This is a genomic window from Achromobacter sp. RW408, from assembly GCF_003184165.1.
Classification (GTDB): Bacteria; Pseudomonadota; Gammaproteobacteria; order Burkholderiales; family Burkholderiaceae_B; genus Achromobacter; species Achromobacter xylosoxidans.
Window position 1 is genome coordinate 282,275 of sequence record NZ_QHHO01000049.1, and the last position, 14,270, is coordinate 296,544.

Below are 14,270 nucleotides of genomic sequence, written 5' to 3' on the forward strand. Positions count from 1 at the left end.
GTGGAGGTCGCTTACAATTGATCCTCTCGAATTCTTAGGAGCATGCGTCATGCGCTACCTTGTCTGGGCCCTGCGATTGCTCGTGTTCGTGGCGGTATTGATGTTCGCGTTGAAGAACACCGATCCCGTCGCCGTGAAGTTCTACGCCGATTACGTGGTGCAGGATGTGCCGCTGATCGTCGTCATGCTGGTGGTGTTCGTGGTCGGCGCGCTGTTCGGCCTGCTGCTGACCGTGCCCGCCGCCATGCGCCGCCGCCGCGAGGCCATCCGCCTGCGCCGCGAACTCGACCGCGTGCAGGCTGCCGTCAACGGCACCACGCCGGCCGTGCCGCCCGAAGCGGTCGCTCCCATGTCGCCCCTGTGACGGCGCCGCGTCGTTCGCACTCCGTCATTTCCGCATTGAATCTACGCAAGAGCCCGCACAGTGGATTTTGAACCTTGATGGTTGATATTCGTGCCGGTGTTGTTCGCGCTCGGCTGGCTGGCCGCGCGCTTCGACATCCGGCAGATGCTGCGGGAAACCCGCAGCCTGCCCGATTCCTATTTCCGGGGCCTGAACTTCCTGCTCAATGAGCAGCCCGATCGCGCCATCGATGCTTTCGTCGAAGTGGCCAAGCTCGATCCCGAGACCACCGAACTGCACTTCGCGCTGGGCAGCCTGTTCCGTCGCCGCGGCGAAATGGAACGCGCCATCCGGGTGCACCAGAGCCTGCTGAACCGTTCCGACCTGCCGGCCGCCGAGCGCGAACACGCGCAGCACGAGCTGGCGCAGGACTTCCTCAAGGCCGGCATGCTCGATCGCGCCGAAAGCGGCTTCGAGCAGCTCAAGGACACCCGCTACGCCTTGCCCGCGCTGCGATCGCTGATCCGCATCTACGAATCCGAGCACGACTGGCCGCGCGCCATCGAGGCCGTCAAGACGCTGCATGGCCTGGTCGACGAGCCGGTGCCGCAGATCGTCCATTACTACTGCGAGCAGGCCGCGACGGCGCTGGCGGCCAAGCCGCCCAACATCGACGCCGCGCATGCCGCCCTGGATGCCGCCGACCACGCCTTGTCGACCGCCGATGCCGGCATGTCGAGCAAGGGCGCCATGGTGCGCACCGCGATGCTGCGCGCCCGCCTGGCCCTGATCGAGCAGGATCCCAAGCGCGAGCGCCTGTATCTGGAGTCGGTCATGACCGACGCCCCGGAATACGTCGGCCTGGTGGCCGAGCAGTTGCTGGCCAACTATCGGGCCGCCGGACAGGTCGAGGCCGGCCTGGAACTGCTGCAGCGCCAGTACACGCGCCATGCGTCGCTCGACCTGTTCAACGTCGTGTTCCGCGAATTGCGCGTGCAGCAGGGGTCGGCGACGGCCTGGGCTTTCGCGCGCGGCGCCTTGCGCAACCATCCTTCGCTGCTCGGGCTGGACCGCTTGCTGGAAGCCGAGCTCGCCAATCCCGAAGGCGCCAGCGAACAGGGCCCCGTTCCCGGGGCGGACCTGACGCTGCTGCGCAGCCTGATCCACAAACATACGCAACGACTGGACCGCTATGCGTGCCGGAGCTGCGGTTTTCAAGCGCGCCGCTTCTATTGGCAGTGCCCTGGCTGCAATGCCTGGGAAACCTACGCGCCGCGCCGTCTGGAAGAACTTGAATGAGCCAATTTCCCGTCGAATCCATTTCGCATAGCCGGGTGCTCGTGGTGGGCGACGTCATGCTGGACCGCTACTGGTTCGGCGAGGTGGAGCGAATTTCGCCTGAAGCGCCGGTGCCGGTGGTGCGCGTGGCGCGCCGCGAGGATCGCCTGGGCGGCGCGGCCAACGTGGCGCGCAACGTCGCGGCATTGGGCGGCCACGTCACCCTGGTCGGCGTGCTGGGCGAAGACGAGGCGGGTGACAGCGTGCGGCGCCTGGCCGCGGAGGCCGGCGTCCAGGCCGACCTGATCACCGACCGCAGCCTGCATACCACGCTCAAGATGCGGGTGTTGGGTCGCCAGCAGCAACTGCTGCGGGTCGACTTCGAGCAGCATCCGCAGCAGGAGGCGCTCGACAGCATCGACGCCGCATTGGCGCGCCACCTCGCCAATCACGATATCGTGGTGCTGTCCGATTATGCCAAGGGGGTGCTGGCACGGGTCGAATCGCTGATCGGCCTGGCCCGCAGCGCGGGGATCCCCGTGCTGGTCGATCCCAAGGGGGACGATTACTCCCGTTACCGTGGCGCCACGCTGGTCACGCCCAACCGCTCGGAAATGCAGCAGGCCGTGGGCCGCTGGAATAGTGAATCCGAACTGACCGACCGCGCGCAGCGCCTGCGCGCCGACCTGGATCTGGAAGCCCTGCTCGTGACGCGTTCGGAGCAGGGCATGACTTTGTTTACCGACACGGGCCGCGAGCACATCGACGCGCAGGCTCACGAGGTGTTCGACGTGTCCGGCGCGGGCGATACCGTGCTGGCGACGCTGGCCGTCTCGCGCGCCATCGGCCTGCCATGGAAAGATGCCATGGGCTGGGCCAACCGGGCCGGCGGCATCGCCGTGGGCAAGCTGGGCACGTCCGTCGTCACCGCCGCCGAACTGGCAGGAGAACTCTCATGATCGTCGTTACCGGAGCCGCGGGCTTCATTGGCAGCAACCTGGTGCGTGGCCTGAATCGCCGCGGCATCGTGGACATCATCGCGGTGGATGACCTGACCGAAGGCGACAAGTTCGTCAACCTGGTCGATTGCAAGATCGCCGACTACCTCGACAAGGACGACTTCCGCCGCCGCGTCGCCGATGGCAGCCTGCCGGAAATCCGCGCGGTGCTGCACCAGGGCGCCTGCTCGGACACCACCGAGCGCAACGGCCGCTACATGCTCGACAACAACTACCGCGTCACGCTGGAACTGTTCGAGTTCTGCCAGGCGCGCCGCATCCCGTTCCTGTATGCTTCGTCGGCCGCGGTCTATGGCGGCTCGTCGGTCTACGTGGAAGACCCCGGCAACGAGGGCCCGCTCAACGTCTACGGCTATTCCAAGCTGCTGTTCGACCAGGTGTTGCGCCAGCGCATGGACAGCCTGACCGCGCAGGTCGTGGGCCTGCGCTACTTCAACGTCTACGGCCCGCACGAACAGCACAAGGGCCGCATGGCCTCGGTGGCCTTCCACAACATGAACCAGTTCCTGGAACATGGCCATGTGCGCCTGTTCGCCGGTTGGGACGGCTATGTGGACGGCGGCCAGAGCCGCGACTTCATTTCGGTGGAGGACGTGGTGGCGGTGAACCTGCACTTCCTCGACCATCCGGAACAGTCGGGCATCTTCAACTGCGGCACCGGCCGCGCCCAGCCGTTCAACGACGTCGCGGCGGCCGTGGTCAACACGCTGCGCGCCGAGCGCGGCGAAGCGCAACTGACGCTGGCGCAACTGGTGGAACTGGACCTGATCCGCTACATCCCGTTCCCCGACGACCTGAAAGGCCGCTACCAAAGCTACACCCAGGCCGACGTGAGCCGCTTGCGCGCCGCCGGTTTCAGCGCGCCCATGCGCGACGTGCAGACCGGCGTGTCCGAGTACGTGCGCTACTGGCGCGCCCGCAAGTAGGCGGCACATGGCGGCCCGCAAGCGCCGCCTGCTCGAGCGTGACAAAGCCGCCGTGCCACAGGCGGCTTTTTTCCTGTCTACGTGATTGCCGGGGTGGATGAAACCGATCACTGCTTGCCCGCCTGTGTGCCTGGACGGGCCATGATCAGGACGTGGCGCAACAGCCGTTGCCCCGCGCTTTTTCCGGAGACCTGTTCATGAATCCCTTCCTGCATTCCACTGTCGCCCGCCGCCTGCCGGCCTTGCCGTGGCACCGCCCGCGTACGGCCACCTCCGCGCGTGCGCGGACCGGCTTGCGCCAGGCGCTGGGCGTCGCCCTGCTGGCGGCCGGCGTGGCGCACGCGCCGGCGCAGGCGCTCGACCTGAATGACGCCACCGCGCAGCAACTCGCGGGCATCCGCGGTATCGGTCCGCGTACCGCGCAGACCATCGTCAGCGAACGTGAGCGCGCCGGCCGGTTCGAATCGCTGGAAGACCTGGCCGAGCGGGTGCGCGGCATCAGCCAGAAAAAGGCCCAGGCCCTCGGGGCGGCCGGCCTGACGGTGAGCGCGTCCGGCGCCGCGTCGACGGCAGCTGGCGCCCCCGCCAAGGCGGAGTCCGCCGCCAAGCCCCTCGCACCACGGGAGCGTGGGGCCGGCACGGCCAGGCCTGGCGGCGCTGGCGTAGCCGCCGCCAAGGCGGCCGCAGCCAAGCCGACGGCGGCAGGCCGACCTGCTGCGGTATCTCCGCCGCGCCCCTGATCCGCAAAGGCCGGCGCTTCGCCATCCACCGGATAGGCGCGAGGAGGCCTTCCCGCGTTGGCCGGCCTTGGGGCAGGGGGGCCGCCCCGTGGCGTGAACCCCTGGCACGAGCGCGGCTTTTGGCGGCGCCCGGCGCCGGGCGGGGTTATGATCGGCAGCATGACTACTACCTATCCCACTATCGAGCAGACCGTCGGCAATACGCCGCTGGTGCGCCTGCAGCGCATTCCCGGAGCCGCCGGTGCGGCCCGAGGCAACGTCATCCTGGCCAAGCTGGAAGGCAATAACCCCGCCGGTTCGGTCAAGGATCGGCCGGCGCTGTCCATGATCAGGCATGCCGAGGAGCGCGGCGACATCAAGCCGGGCGACACGCTGATCGAGGCGACCAGCGGCAACACCGGCATCGCGCTGGCCATGGCGGCCGCCATGCGTGGCTACCGCATGATCCTGATCATGCCCGACAACCTGTCGGTGGAACGGCGCGCGGCCATGACGGCCTATGGCGCCGAGCTGATCCTGACGCCGGCCGACAAGGGCGGCATGGAATACGCCCGCGATCTGGCCACCGAAATGCAGGCGGACGGCCGCGGCGTGGTGCTGGACCAGTTTGCCAACCCCGACAATCCGCGCGCGCATATCGAGACCACCGGTCCGGAAATCTGGACGCAGACCGAAGGCCGCGTCACGCACTTCGTCAGCGCCATGGGCACGACCGGCACCATCATGGGCGTGTCCACCTACCTGAAGTCGCGCAACCCGGCGGTGCAGGTGGTGGGCGCGCAGCCGGCCGAGGGTTCGTCGATTCCCGGCATCCGCAAGTGGCCCGAGGCCTACCTGCCCAAGATCTTCGACCGCAGCCGAGTGGACGCCTACGAATCGATCGAGCAGGCCGAGGCCGAGGTCATGGCGCGCCGCCTCGCGGCCGAAGAGGGCATCTTCGGCGGCATTTCGTCGGCCGGCGCGCTGGTCGCGGCTTTGCGCGTGGCCGAGCGCGTCAATGACGCGACCATCGTGTTCATCGTCTGCGATCGCGGCGACCGCTACCTGTCCACGGGCGTCTTCAACGCCTGAGGCCGCGCGCCGGCGCCGTTGCCCGCGCCCAGGAAAAACGCCCCACGTCCCGGAAACCGTCCGGGACGTGGGGCGTTTGCGTTGCGAGGCCCGGCCATGCGGCGCGGACTGTCGCCAGGGCCTTATTCGGGCTGGATGTTGGCGTCCTTCATGACCTTGATCCAGCGCGCGCTTTCGGCCAGGTTGAAGGCTTCGGCTTCCTGGTAGGTCATGGTGCTGGGCAGGGTGCCCTGCGACTTCAGCGCCTCGACCACCTTGGGCGATTGCGAGGCCTCGATCATGACCTTGTTGAGCTTGGCGACGATGGGCTCGGGCGTGTCCTTGGGCACCCACATGCCGTACCAGGTGACGATGTCGAAACCGGGCAGGCCATTTTCGGCGATGGTCGGCACGTCGGGCAGTTCGGCCAGGCGGGCCTTGGTGGTGACGGCGATCGGGCGCACCTTGCCGCTCTGGATCAGGGGCAGGGCGGGGGCCAGCGGCGCGTACATCAGGTCGACGTGGCCGCCGGCGACGTCGGTCAGGGCCGGGCTGCTGCCACGGTAGCCGACGTGCGAGATGGACGCCTTGGTGGTGGTGTTGATCAGCTCGCCGGCCAGGTGCGGCAGGGTGGCCACGCCGGGCGAGGCGAAGCTCAACGAGCCCGGTTGGGCCTTGGCCTGCGCGATCAGCTCGCCGAAGGTCTTGAACTTCGAATCAGGCGGTACCACCGCTACCATCGGCACCGTGCCCAGCACGCCGACCATGCGGAAATCCTTGATCGGGTCGAACGTCAGGCTCTTGAACTGGGCGGGGTAGATGCCCTGCACCGACGGATTCATCAGCACGGTGTAGCCGTCGGCCGGCGCGCGCGCCACCTGGGCGGCGCCGATGGTGCCGCTGGCGCCGGGCCGGCTTTCGATCACCAGCGGCTGGCCCAGGATCTCGCCCATGCGCACCGCGATCACGCGGCCCACCACGTCGGTCGGGCCACCGGCGGCCCACGGCATGATCACGCGGATCGGCTTGTCGGGATAGGCATCCTGGGCCTGCGCGCCAGCCAGGGGCAGGGCGCCGATGGCGATTGCCGAGCATGCCGCGGCGAGCAAAGTGCGCTTGTTCATCTGCTGTCTTCTCCTACAAAGGTAAGGTTGGCCGAGGGCAGGGCCGCGTACAGCAGCGCCTTGACCTCTTTGAGTTGCTGCCCAGTGGTGGCTTCGTTCTTCTGCATGCGCCCCAGGGGGCCGGCCACCACGATGGCAAAGGGTTGTTCATAGGCCTTGAAGCCCAGCGAGATGGACATCACGTCCTCGACGTTTTCGCCGAGCGAGCGTTGCCAGCCGCGCTGGATGCCGGCCTGCAGGTCGCGCTCGAAGGCGGCCTGGCTGGTGAGGGTGGTCTCGGTGTACGAGGCGAACCCGGGATAGGTCTTGAACCACTTCTGGCGTTCGTCCTCGGACAGCACCGATAGCAGGGCCTTGCCCGAGCTGGTGGCGTGCACCGCCTTGAATCCGCCCGCCTGGTGTGAGAAGCGGATGGTCTGCTTGGATTCGGCGACGATCAGATAGACCACCTTGTCGTCCGCCAGCTTGGCCAGCAGGGCGGTTTCGCCGGTCAGGTCGCGCACCCGCGCCAGCACCGGCTCGATCACCGCGTTCAGCGGGTCGCTGCGGCAGATCAGGGTGGCGACGTGGATCAGCTTCTGCGTCGGGTAATAGCCGTGTTTCTTGCCGATCTCGTAGAGATAGCCGCGCGCCACCATGGTCTTGAGCAGGCCATGGCAGCTGGACAGCGGAATCTCCATCTGCGCGGCGATTTCGCTGTACAGCAATGGCTTCTGCGCCTCGGCAAAGAGGTTCAGGACATCGAGGACTCTGGCAGCTGTTTTCACATCCATGATGTTATTATCCTATATGTGATAAATTTGTGTCAAATTCTTAATTCCTGGCCAAGGAGCCGCGCCATATGAGATGGAAGAACCGTCCCGAGGGATCGAACTGGGGGGACTTCGGCCCTGATGACCAACGGGGCTGCCTGAATTACATCACTCCCGCGAACGTGATGAAGGGAATCCAGGAGGTTCGCGAAGGTTTGAGCTTCTGCCTGTCGCTGCCGCTGGACTATCCCGGCGGCAATGGCGTCAACGTGCGCCGCCATCCGCCCAAGCTGCGCCCCACCGAACGCGACGGCGACCAGTACCTGAACTTCCCCTTGGGCCGCCTGCGCCCGGGATGCGTCGACGTGCTGAGCGACGACATTGTCGAGATGAGCCTGCAGTATTCGACCCAGTGGGATTCGCTGGCGCACGTGGGCGCGTTGTTCGACGCCAATGGCGATGGCCTGCCCGAGCGCGTCTACTACAACGGCTACCGTCCCAACGAACACGTGGTCGGCCCGGTGGACTACGACGTCGACAACGGCTTCGCCAAGACCGACCTGGGCCAGGGCGGCGCCTCCCATGCCAAGAAACTGGACATCACCCAGCTGGCCGAGTCCTGCCTGCAGAGCCGCGGCGTGATGGTCGACCTGGCGCGCCACTATGGACGCGAGCAGAAGTCGGTGGGCTACGACGATCTGATGCGCATCATCGAGGCCGATGGCATCGAGATCGAGCAGGGCGATATCGTGCTGTTCCACACGGAATTCGGCGATGCGCTGCTGGAGAAGCAGCGCCAGCCGGATCACCACACCCTGCATGAGATCTGCGCCGGGCTGGATGGCAGCGACGAGAAGCTGCTGCAGTGGATCACCGATTCCAAGGTGGCCGCCATGGCGTCGGACAACCACGCGCTGGAAATCTACCCGACGCAGAAGCCGAACGCGTGCTGCGCGGCATTGCCGCTGCACCACCACTGCATTTTCAAGCTCGGCCTGCCGATCGGCGAGATGTGGTATCTGGGCGCGCTGGCCCGCTGGCTGACCGCCAACGGCCGCAGCCGCTTCCTCCTGACCGCGCCGCCGCTGAATCTGCCGGGCGCGGTGGGTTCGCCCGCCACGCCGGTGGCCACGGTCTGAGCCAGGGGATGACCTGGACCGGGCCAACCCGGAATGGGCAGGGCCGGGACATGCCATTCCAGCCGCCCGGGGCCTGCCGGGCGTGGGCGCGGCGGGCGCCGCGCCTTCAGCGGCCGACGCGCGCCTCGATTTCGCTGGCCAGGTCGGCCACCGCGGTGGCGTAGAAGTAGCTGCGGTTGTATTTCGTCAGCGCGAAGAAGTTGGGCGTGCCGACGCGGTACTGGGCGGTGCCGCGGGCTTCCTCCACCAGGTCGACAACGCCCATGGGCTGGCTGCTCCAGCCATTGGCCGAGGCGCCGGGCTGCAGGCGCGCGCCGGCCGCGGTCAGCGTGCCCCAGGTCTGCTTGGGTTCCAGTCCGCCATCCACCAGGGCGGTGGGATCGGCCGGCAGAGTCACCGGCGCGAACACCGGCAGGCCGCGTTGCCAGCCGTGCTGCGACAGGAAACTGCCCACCGACATGATGGCGTCGCGGGTGTTGTTGGTCAGGTCGATGTGGCCGCTGTCGTCCCCATCCACCGCGTAGTGCTTGATGCTGGTGGGCATGAATTGCGGCATGCCGATGGCGCCGGCATACGAGCCGCGGGTTTCCATGTCCAGCTTGCCTTTCATCGCCAGCGTCAGGAAGTCGGCCAATTGGCCGCGGAACATGGTGGCGCGCTCGGGCTTGGCGGGGTCCGGATAATCGAAGGCCAGCGTGGTGAGCGCGTCCAGCACGCGGAAGTTGCCCATGTTGCGGCCATACAGTGTTTCAACACCGATGATCGACGCAATGATCGGGGCCGGCACGCCGAAGCGTTGCGCCGCCTGGTTGAGCTGGTCGCGATGTTCGTTGTAGAACTCCACGCCCCAGCCGATGCGCTTGGGCTCGACGAAGCGCGAGCGGTAGGTCAGCCAGCTGCGCCAGATTTTCTTGCCGGGCGGAGAGGGCGCGATCAGCCGCGCCACAGTGGCGTTGTAGCGCGCGCTTTCGAGCGCCGCGACCATGGGCTTGAGCGGCAGGTCGCGTTCGGCGGCCAGGCCTTCGACGAAGGCGCGCACCTCCGGCCGCAGGGCGCCGCTGGGCGTCAGGGCCGCCGGGCCGTCATCGGCGGGTTCGGAGCCGAGTGTCGGCGTACTGGGTCCGATGCGGATGGGGGTGGTGCCGGTGGTGGCCGCCGGCGGCTGGCCGGCGGCTGGATTGGGGGCGGTGGGAGCGGTGGTGGAGCACCCGGCCAGCAGGGCCGAAAGCGTGCCGAGTTGCAGTAATCGCCGACAGATGAACATAATCTTCCTTATGGAGACCATGTATCTTACCCACCCGGCATGCCGCTTGCATGAAATGGGCAGTTGGCATCCGGAGAGCCCGCAGAGGCTGGACGCCATTTCCGACCAATTGCTTGCCAGCGGCTTGATGCCCTATCTGGATGACCGGCAGGCGCCGCAGGCGTCCCGCCACGACGTGCTGCGGGTGCACACTGTCCAGTACCTGGACAGTCTGCGCGAGCATACGCCGGAACACGGGTATTACCCGATAGATCCGGACACCCTGATGAACCCCCATACCTACGAAGCCGCGCTGTACGCGGCGGGCGCGGGCGTGGCGGCCGTTGATGCGGTGATGGGGGGCGAGGCCCGCACGGCTTTTTGTGCGGTGCGTCCGCCCGGGCACCATGCCTGCCGCTCGCAGGCCATGGGCTTCTGCTTTCTGAACAACGTGGCCATCGCGGCCCGCCACGCCATGGAGTTCCACGGCCTGGCGCGGGTGGCCATCGTCGACTTCGACGTGCACCACGGCAACGGCACCGAGGACGTCTTCGCCGGCGACGAGCGGGTGCTGATGTGCAGCATTTTCCAGCACCCGTTCTTTCCCAACAGCGGCACCGAGCAGCCGGCGGCCAACATGGTCAATGTGCCGGTGGCGGCCTATACGGCGGGCGCCGCAGTGCGCACCATCGTCACCGACACCTGGCTGCCGCGACTCGAGGCGCACCGCCCCGAACTCATTCTGATTTCGGCCGGATTCGACGCCCATCGCGAGGACGATATGGGTCAAATGGGGCTGGTGGAGGCCGATTATGCATGGATCACCGAGCAGCTCGTGGACGTGGCCGAACGCCACTGCCAGGGCCGGATCGTCAGCACGCTCGAAGGCGGTTACAACCTGTCCGCCCTGGGCCGCAGCGTCGTGGCCCATATACGGGCGCTGGCGAAGCTGTAGAATCAGGAAAAAATTGTGCAATGCGATCCCGGCGGATCGTTAACTCCCCCCGGGTAATTATTTCCATTTGGAGGCAGCGGGATGAAGGTGTTGGTACCTGTCAAGCGCGTCGTTGACTACAACGTCAAGGTGCGCGTCAAGTCTGATCAGACCGGCGTGGATATCGCCAATGTGAAGATGTCGATGAACCCCTTTGACGAGATCGCCGTCGAGGAAGCCACCCGCCTGAAGGAAAAGGGCGCCGTGGCCGAAGTCGTGGCGGTTTCTTGCGGCGTTGCGCAATGCCAGGAAACGCTGCGCACCGCCATGGCCATCGGCGCCGACCGCGGCGTGCTGGTCCAGACCGACGCCGAACTGCAACCGCTGGCCGTGGCCAAGCTGCTCAAGGCGCTGGTCGACAAGGAACAGCCGCAGTTGGTGATCCTGGGCAAGCAGGCCATCGATGACGACGCCAACCAGACCGGCCAGATGCTGGCCGCGCTGCTGGACTGGCCGCAAGCCACGTTCGCCAGCAAGGTCGAGCTGGCCGATGGCAAGGCCACCGTCACGCGTGAAGTGGACGGCGGCCTGGAAACGCTGACGCTCAAGCTGCCGGCCATCATCACCACCGACCTGCGCCTGAACGAGCCGCGCTACGTCACGCTGCCGAACATCATGAAGGCCAAGAAGAAGCAGCTGGACACCGTCACCCCCGAAGAACTGGGTGTCGATCCGGCGCCGCGCCTGAAGACGCTCAAGGTCAGCGAGCCGCCCGCTCGCAAGGCCGGCATCAAGGTGGCCGATGTCGCGGCCCTGGTGGATAAACTCAAGAACGAAGCGAAGGTGGTTTGAGATGACGACGCTGGTTATTGCCGAACACGATAACGCCCAGCTCAAGGGCGCAACCCTGAACGCCGTCGCCGCCGCCGCCAAGATCGGAGGCGACGTCCACGTGCTGGTCGTCGGCGCCAATGCCCGCGCCGTGGCCGACCAGGCCGCGCAGGCGGCCGGCGTGGCCAAGGTGCTGCTGGCCGACGCGCCGCAACTGGCCGACGGCCTGGCCGAGAACGTCGCCGCCCAGGTGCTGGCCGTGGCCTCGGGCTACAGCCACATCCTGTTCCCGGCCACCGCCTCGGGCAAGAACGTCGCGCCGCGCGTTGCCGCCAAGCTCGACGTTGCCCAGATCTCCGACATCATCGGCGTGGAATCCGCCGATACCTTCCAGCGCCCCATCTACGCCGGCAACGCCATCGCCACCGTGCAATCGGCCGATCCGGTCAAGGTCATCACCGTGCGTACCACCGGCTTTGACGCCGTGGCCGCGCAGGGTGGCTCGGCCGCCGTGGAAGACGTCGCCGCCGTGGCCGATTCCGGCCTGTCGAGCTTCGTCGGCCGCGAAGTCGCCAAGAGCGACCGTCCGGAACTGGCCGGCGCCCGCGTGGTCGTGTCCGGCGGCCGTGGCCTGGGCAGCGCCGAGAACTTCAAGATCCTGGATCCGCTGGCCGACAAGCTCGGCGCCGCCCTGGGCGCGTCGCGCGCCGCAGTCGACGCCGGCTACGCGCCCAACGACTGGCAGGTCGGCCAGACCGGCAAGATCGTCGCGCCGCAGTTGTACGTGGCCGTCGGTATCTCGGGTGCCATCCAGCACCTGGCCGGCATGAAGGATTCCAAGGTCATCGTCGCCATCAACAAGGATCCCGAAGCGCCAATTTTCGGCGTGGCCGATTATGGCCTGGTGGGTGATCTGTTCCAGGTGGTGCCCGAACTGACCGGCGCGCTGTAAGCCTTCGCCTGATATTCATACCCGGGCCCGCGGACGTTATGTCCGCGGGCTTTTTCTTGTCCGCCTGACAATCGAAACCATTTGATATTTACCGAGCAAATCTTTTGATCTTTTGAAGGATTCTGATAATGTATGCCGCGCGCAGCTAGGATTCGCGCAAGTGCTTGGCCTGTACATAACGAAGGAGATTCGGGATGGAATGGTTATTTGACACTCTGCGGAAATACCCTGAACTGGCAATATTCCTTACCCTCGGGCTGGGGTATTGGATAGGCGCCAAGAAGATATTCGGATTCAACCTGGGGGCGGTGACCGGCACCTTGCTGGTCGGTGTGCTGGTCGGCCAGCTCAATATCACGATCGCCCCGATCGTCAAACAGGTCTTCTTCCTGCTGTTCCTGTTTGGCCTGGGTTATGGCGTCGGGCCGCAATTCTTTCGCGGCATGAAAAGCGATGGCCTGCCGCAGGTCATCTTCGCCGTCATAATCTGCGTCATTTGCCTGCTGGTGACCTGGGGCACGGCCGTCGGTTTCGGTTTCGATGCCGGAACGGGGGCGGGCCTGCTGTCCGGCGCGCAGACCATTTCCGCGGTGATGGGCGTGGCGACCGACACCATCAACGGCCTTGGCATCGACGCGGCCACCAAGAAGAAATGGATCGACAGCATTCCGGTGGCGTACGCGGTCTGCTACATCTTCGGCACCGTCGGCAGCGCCTGGCTGCTGGCTTCGCTGGGTCCCAAGCTGATGCGCGTGGACATCGTCAAGGAGTGCAAGGAGTACGAGGCCAAGATGTCCGGCGGCGCCGATTCGATGGAGCTGTCCGGCTATCGCAAGTTCATCTCGCGCGCCTACAAGCTCGATCATCCCGAATTGGCCGGCAAGACGGTGGGCGAGCTGGAGTCGCGCTTTGTCGAGGCGCGCGTGTTCATCGAGCGCATCCGCCGCGGCGACCAGATCCTCGATACCGATTCGACCACCGTGCTGCAGGCCGGCGACGTGCTCGGCGTGGTTGGCCGGCACGACGCGCTGGTGCTGCAGGCGGCCGGGATCATCGGCGCCGAAGTCGAGGACCGTGACCTGATCAACCTGCCCGCCGAGATCGTCGAGGTCGTGCTGACCAACAAGAACCTGGCGGGCAAGACCGTCAAGGAAATCGCCGAAATGGAGCAAGTGCGCGCACTGGGGCGTGGCGTGTTCCTGCGCAAAGTGGTTCGCGGCGGCCATGAGATGCCGATCAATTGGGGGCTCAAGCTCGATCGCGGCGACCGCCTGTTCATCCTTGGCGCCAAGCGCGATGTCGAGCGCGTGGTCGGCAAGGTGGGGTACGTGGACCGCGCCACCGAGCAGACCGACATGGTGTTCGTGGGCTTCGGCATCCTGCTGGGCGGGCTGTTCGGCACGCTGGTGCTGACCGTGGGCGGCATTCCCATCACGCTGTCGACCTCCGGCGGCTCGCTCATCGCCGGCCTCATCTTCGGCTATCTGCGCTCGGTGCATCCGACCTTCGGACGGGTGCCTGAGCCGGTGCACTGGTTCCTGACGTCGGTCGGCCTTACTGCCTTCGTGGCGGTGGTCGGCATCAGTTCGGGGCCGGGGTTCGTGCAGGGCTTCCAGCAGCTGGGCGCCAAGCTCTTCATCGCCGGCATCATCGCCACCAGCGTGCCGATGATATTGGGGGTGTACATCGCCCGCTACGTGTTCAAGTTCCATCCGGCCATCGTGCTGGGCGTCTGCGCCGGCGCCCGCACCACCACCGCCGCCATCGGCCAGATCACCGAGACCGCGAAGAGCCAGGTGCCGGCGCTGGGCTACACGGTGCCCTACGCCATCGGCAACACCCTGCTCATCATCTGGGGCATCGTCATCGTCATGCTCATGACCTAGGGGCCGTTTCCGCCGAAGGCAATCTCGTCCGTCAATCGCAAACCAGGAGTAAC

At 66.4% G+C, this 14,270-nt stretch carries 14 protein-coding genes; 11 read left to right on the forward strand and 3 right to left on the reverse strand.

Features of this window, described 5'->3' with window-relative positions:
* Nucleotides 1–49 precede the first annotated feature (49 nt).
* The 6 genes from DK459_RS20755 to cysM all read left to right on the forward strand — a co-directional run bounded on the left by DK459_RS20755 (nucleotide 50) and on the right by cysM (nucleotide 5,377).
* Nucleotides 50–364, forward strand: coding sequence for a lipopolysaccharide assembly protein LapA domain-containing protein (locus tag DK459_RS20755; protein WP_006388264.1), 315 nt, complete (start codon nucleotides 50–52; stop codon nucleotides 362–364).
* 81 nt (nucleotides 365–445) lie between these two features.
* Complete coding sequence (gene lapB / locus DK459_RS20760) at nucleotides 446–1,642, forward strand: lipopolysaccharide assembly protein LapB (RefSeq protein WP_194957051.1); 1,197 nt, start codon at nucleotides 446–448, stop codon at nucleotides 1,640–1,642.
* Nucleotides 1,639–2,580 carry a D-glycero-beta-D-manno-heptose-7-phosphate kinase gene (gene rfaE1 / locus DK459_RS20765; RefSeq protein ID WP_006388266.1) on the forward strand — a complete coding sequence of 314 codons (942 nt, stop codon included), beginning with the start codon at nucleotides 1,639–1,641 and terminating at the stop codon, nucleotides 2,578–2,580. Before lapB ends, rfaE1 begins: the two co-directional genes overlap by 4 nt.
* A complete protein-coding gene (gene rfaD, locus DK459_RS20770; RefSeq protein ID WP_110135036.1) occupies nucleotides 2,577–3,566 on the forward strand; it encodes an ADP-glyceromanno-heptose 6-epimerase in 990 nt (329 codons plus the stop codon). The genes rfaE1 and rfaD overlap by 4 nt, the downstream gene beginning before the upstream one ends.
* Nucleotides 3,567–3,763: 197 nt before the next feature.
* Nucleotides 3,764–4,306, forward strand: a complete 543-nt coding sequence (locus DK459_RS20775; RefSeq protein ID WP_065423303.1) for a DUF655 domain-containing protein — start codon at nucleotides 3,764–3,766, stop codon at nucleotides 4,304–4,306.
* A 159-nt stretch (nucleotides 4,307–4,465) separates the two neighbouring features.
* A complete protein-coding gene (gene cysM, locus DK459_RS20780; protein ID WP_026382781.1) occupies nucleotides 4,466–5,377 on the forward strand; it encodes a cysteine synthase CysM in 912 nt (303 codons plus the stop codon).
* A 122-nt stretch (nucleotides 5,378–5,499) separates the two neighbouring features.
* On the opposite strand, the gene DK459_RS20785 is transcribed toward cysM, so the two are convergent.
* Nucleotides 5,500–6,480, reverse strand: coding sequence for a tripartite tricarboxylate transporter substrate binding protein (locus DK459_RS20785; protein ID WP_006388269.1), 981 nt, complete (start codon nucleotides 6,478–6,480; stop codon nucleotides 5,500–5,502).
* A complete protein-coding gene (locus tag DK459_RS20790) occupies nucleotides 6,477–7,253 on the reverse strand; it encodes an IclR family transcriptional regulator (RefSeq protein WP_024068178.1) in 777 nt (258 codons plus the stop codon). The genes DK459_RS20785 and DK459_RS20790 overlap by 4 nt, the downstream gene beginning before the upstream one ends.
* A 68-nt stretch (nucleotides 7,254–7,321) precedes the next feature.
* Between DK459_RS20790 and DK459_RS20795 the strand changes: the two genes are divergently transcribed.
* Complete coding sequence (locus tag DK459_RS20795) at nucleotides 7,322–8,371, forward strand: cyclase family protein (protein WP_006388271.1); 1,050 nt, start codon at nucleotides 7,322–7,324, stop codon at nucleotides 8,369–8,371.
* Nucleotides 8,372–8,477: 106 nt separating this feature from the next.
* On the opposite strand, the gene mltB is transcribed toward DK459_RS20795, so the two are convergent.
* A complete protein-coding gene (mltB, locus tag DK459_RS20800) occupies nucleotides 8,478–9,635 on the reverse strand; it encodes a lytic murein transglycosylase B (RefSeq protein WP_006388272.1) in 1,158 nt (385 codons plus the stop codon).
* Between the two features lie 10 nt (nucleotides 9,636–9,645).
* Between mltB and DK459_RS20805 the strand changes: the two genes are divergently transcribed.
* From DK459_RS20805 to aspT, 4 genes are all read left to right on the forward strand, one after another.
* The gene (locus tag DK459_RS20805) at nucleotides 9,646–10,569 is read left to right on the forward strand and encodes a histone deacetylase family protein (RefSeq protein ID WP_006388273.1); all 924 of its coding nucleotides are present in this window, start codon (nucleotides 9,646–9,648) and stop codon (nucleotides 10,567–10,569) included.
* Nucleotides 10,570–10,650: 81 nt separating this feature from the next.
* Nucleotides 10,651–11,400 carry an electron transfer flavoprotein subunit beta/FixA family protein gene (locus DK459_RS20810; RefSeq protein WP_006388274.1) on the forward strand — a complete coding sequence of 250 codons (750 nt, stop codon included), beginning with the start codon at nucleotides 10,651–10,653 and terminating at the stop codon, nucleotides 11,398–11,400.
* A 1-nt stretch (nucleotide 11,401) separates the two neighbouring features.
* The gene (locus DK459_RS20815; RefSeq protein WP_006388275.1) at nucleotides 11,402–12,331 is read left to right on the forward strand and encodes an electron transfer flavoprotein subunit alpha/FixB family protein; all 930 of its coding nucleotides are present in this window, start codon (nucleotides 11,402–11,404) and stop codon (nucleotides 12,329–12,331) included.
* A 194-nt stretch (nucleotides 12,332–12,525) separates the two neighbouring features.
* Nucleotides 12,526–14,217: an aspartate-alanine antiporter gene (gene aspT / locus DK459_RS20820; RefSeq protein ID WP_110135037.1), complete on the forward strand. Its 1,692-nt coding sequence runs from the start codon at nucleotides 12,526–12,528 to the stop codon at nucleotides 14,215–14,217.
* Nucleotides 14,218–14,270 lie beyond the last annotated feature (53 nt).